This window comes from Microvirga vignae (genome assembly GCF_001017175.1).
GTDB classification, from domain to species: Bacteria; Pseudomonadota; Alphaproteobacteria; order Rhizobiales; family Beijerinckiaceae; genus Microvirga; species Microvirga vignae.
In genome coordinates this window covers 1-3,102 of record NZ_LCYG01000159.1, presented here as the reverse complement: position 1 = coordinate 3,102, position 3,102 = coordinate 1, and the positions used below count along the sequence as shown (strand labels likewise).

4 protein-coding genes are annotated in these 3,102 nt (G+C 63.3%); all 4 read left to right on the top strand.

From position 1 onward, the window contains the following. Positions 1 to 118 precede the first annotated feature (118 nt). On the top strand, positions 119 to 961 hold the full coding sequence (locus AA309_RS31470) for a transporter substrate-binding domain-containing protein (protein ID WP_047192964.1): 843 nt from the start codon (positions 119 to 121) through the stop codon (positions 959 to 961). A 5-nt stretch (positions 962 to 966) separates the two neighbouring features. Beyond that, positions 967 to 1,941: a proline racemase family protein gene (locus AA309_RS31465; RefSeq protein ID WP_047192963.1), complete on the top strand. Its 975-nt coding sequence runs from the start codon at positions 967 to 969 to the stop codon at positions 1,939 to 1,941. A gap of 11 nt (positions 1,942 to 1,952) precedes the next feature. Then, positions 1,953 to 2,606 carry an amino acid ABC transporter permease gene (locus AA309_RS31460; RefSeq protein WP_047192962.1) on the top strand — a complete coding sequence of 218 codons (654 nt, stop codon included), beginning with the start codon at positions 1,953 to 1,955 and terminating at the stop codon, positions 2,604 to 2,606. Continuing rightward, positions 2,606 to 3,102, top strand: a 497-nt coding sequence (locus tag AA309_RS31455; protein WP_047192961.1) for an amino acid ABC transporter ATP-binding protein, incomplete at its 3' end; no start/stop codon positions are given. The genes AA309_RS31460 and AA309_RS31455, both read left to right, overlap by 1 nt.

Genomic DNA, 3,102 nt, shown 5'->3' with positions numbered 1-3,102 from the left:
AGGGTGCCCTGCGCTCCTTATCGCGTGCGAAGTGCAAGTTTTATCTTGCGCTGCCTCACTAAGATGATATGGTTCATTCAAGAATTGACATATGCCAATTAAACCAGAGGAGACTATAATGAATCGTTGGATGAGTGCGATTGCCGCTGCCGTCATTGGCGCGGCAGCCCTTTTCGGCCCGGCTTCCACGCCGGCACGAGCCGAGGACCCCTCCCTGGTGCTCAACCGCATCAAAGAGAGTGGAAAGCTGAAATTTCCGGTCATGGTCTCGGAGGAACCGGGCTACATCAAGGACCCACGCACCGGCGAATGGGGTGGCTTCTTCGTCGACTGGGGCAAGGACATCGCCAATCTGCTCGGCGTTAAGCTCGAGTACTACGAGACGACCTGGGGCAATCTCGCCGCCGACTTCCAGGCCGGCAAGATCGACCTCGCGGTGGCCCTGAACCCCAACCCGCGCCGCGGTCTCGTCGTCGACTACGTGCCGGGCTCCATCGTCGACGGCATCTGGGCGTTGATTGCCCGTCCGGGCTACGCGCCGAAGACCTGGCGCGAGATGGACACCAAGGAATCCCGCATCGCCGTGCAGAAGGGCGGCACCATGCAGGTCATCGCCGAGTCGGTCATTCCAAACGCCACTATCGTCGTCGTTCCCACGCGCGACCAAGCCATCCTGGAGCTTCAATCGGGCAAGGTCGACGCAATCATCCTCGCCGACCAGGATGCCGCCCTGCTTGATTCCAAGGGGCTCGGCAAGGCCGTGGTGCCAACGCCCGTGTTACGCAATCCCTCCACCATCGGCATCCGTCGTGAGCCGGGCAACGATGGTTTTGCAAACTTCCTGGCCAACTGGATGTCGCAGCAGAATTCGCTGGGTCTCGCCTGCTCGCGCATCACTCGCTACATGCTCGAGCGCGGCATCGACATGAAGGTGGTTCCCCAGTCCGGAAAGTACTGCTGACCGCCATGCGCACGAACCGTCTCTTCACCGTCATCGACAGCCACACTGCGGGTCACCCCACCCGCACAGTTACGGCGGGCATTCCTCCCCTGCGCGGCCAGTCCGTCCGCGAGCAACGGGATGATTTCCGCGCCAACCATGATGGGTTGAGGACGCTCCTGCTTCACGAACCGCGCGGGCATGCCGCCATGGTGGCGGCAGTGCCCGTGCCCTCCCGCGAGGCGGATCAGGGGCTGTTCTTCGTCTTCTCGTACAGCTATGCCGATATGTGCGGCCATGCCACGATCGGCTATGTCGCCAGTCTCGCGGCCATGGGCGCGCTCCCGTCGGGCTTTGAACAAAGCGGCATGTCCATCGAGACCCCGGCGGGCATTGTCCATGTGACCGGCACCTTCGAGGCCGGCCGGCTGACATCCGTCGTGCTCCGCAATGTTCCCTCCTTCGTTGCCGCCTCCGACATCACCATCGAGGCCGAGGGTCTCGGCACGGTGACCTGCGACATTGCCTATGGCGGTATCGTGTACGCGCTAGTCGATGCGCACCAGGTCGATCTCCCCTTTGACATCGCCCACGCCAGCCGCTGGTGCCGTGCGGGCATGGCCATCAAGGAAGCGCTCGATGGCCGGAGCGGCGGTCATCCGCAGGTCAGCAGCGTGCTGTTCCACCAAGCCATCGAGGGCGGCGCCCGCCATTTGGTGGTTTTGGCGGGCAACAAGTTCGACCGTTCGCCCTGCGGCACCGGCACCTCCGCGCGGCTGGCCCAACTCCACGCCCGCGGGAAGTTGGCGGTAGACGCGCCCTACCGGGCCGAGAACATCCTCGGCGTGCCCTTTGCCGCCAAGGTCATCGGCTTGTCTGAGGGCAAGGACGGCCAACCGGCTGTGATCCCAGAGGTGCGCGGCATGGCTCATGTCTGCGCATTTTCCACTCTCGTGCTGGAAGCGGATGATCCGCTGCCCGCCGGTTTCCTTCCCGGCTGAGGGCGAGCACCATGAAATTCGATCTGTCACTGGTCTTCCAGAATTGGGACCTCCTGGCCTACGGCCTGCTCGTCACCCTGAAATACACCGTCTATACCTGCGCGATCGGCCTCTTGATCGGCCTCTTCGTGGCGCTGCTCCAGCTCACGCCCTGGCGGCCATTGCGCTGGATCGGCCGCATCTGGGTGGAGTTCTTCCGCAACATCCCGCTATTGGTGCTGCTCCTGTGGACCTACTATGCCCTGCCGATCTTCCTCCAGATCCAGATCAGCAAGGAAATGGCGGGCATCCTCGGTCTCGGTTTCTATGCCAGCGGCTTCTACGCCGAGATCCTGCGCGCCGGCGTCCAATCCATCGACCGCGGCCAGACCGATGCCGCCGTGGTGCTGGGCATGAGCTACGTCCAGCGCATGAGGCGGATCATCCTGCCGCAGGCACTGCGCCGCATGGTGCCGCCGTTGGTGGGCCAGACCATCATGCAGCTCAAGAACACCACGCTGCTCTCGGTGCTGACCATCCCCGACCTGCTCTACCAAGCGGGCTACATATCCAGCACCACCTACCGGCCGATGGAGGTCTATACCGTGATCGGCATTCTCTTCGTCCTCATCCTTTTCCCCCTCAGCGCCTTTTCACGCCGGTTCGAGCGCAAGGAGGCCGCGTGATGACCGCAAGATCCAAAGATGTCGTACTGAGCGTACGCGGCATCGAGAAGTCCTTTGGGAAGCAGCATGTGCTGCGCGGCGTCGATCTCGACGTGCATCGCGGCGAGGTGGTCTGCCTGATCGGCGCCAGCGGCTCGGGCAAGACCTCCCTGCTGCGCTGCATGAACCTGTTGATGGGGCCGGACCAGGGCGAGATCCTCATCGAAGGCAAGCCCCTGTTCCGCCGCACCGGGACCGAACGGCTGAAGCTGTCCAGCGCGCAAGTCAGTGCTGTGCGCATCAAGACCGGCATGGTGTTCCAGAACTTCAACCTGTTCCCCCACCGCACCGCGCTGGAGAACATCATCGAAGCCCCGTTGGTGGTGAAGAAGGTGCCCCGCGCCAAGGCAGAGGCACAGGCGCGAGAGCTCCTCACCCGCATGGGCCTTCCCGACGCCGGGCACAAATACCCGTCACAATTGTCGGGCGGCCAGCAGCAACGCGTCGCGATCGCCCG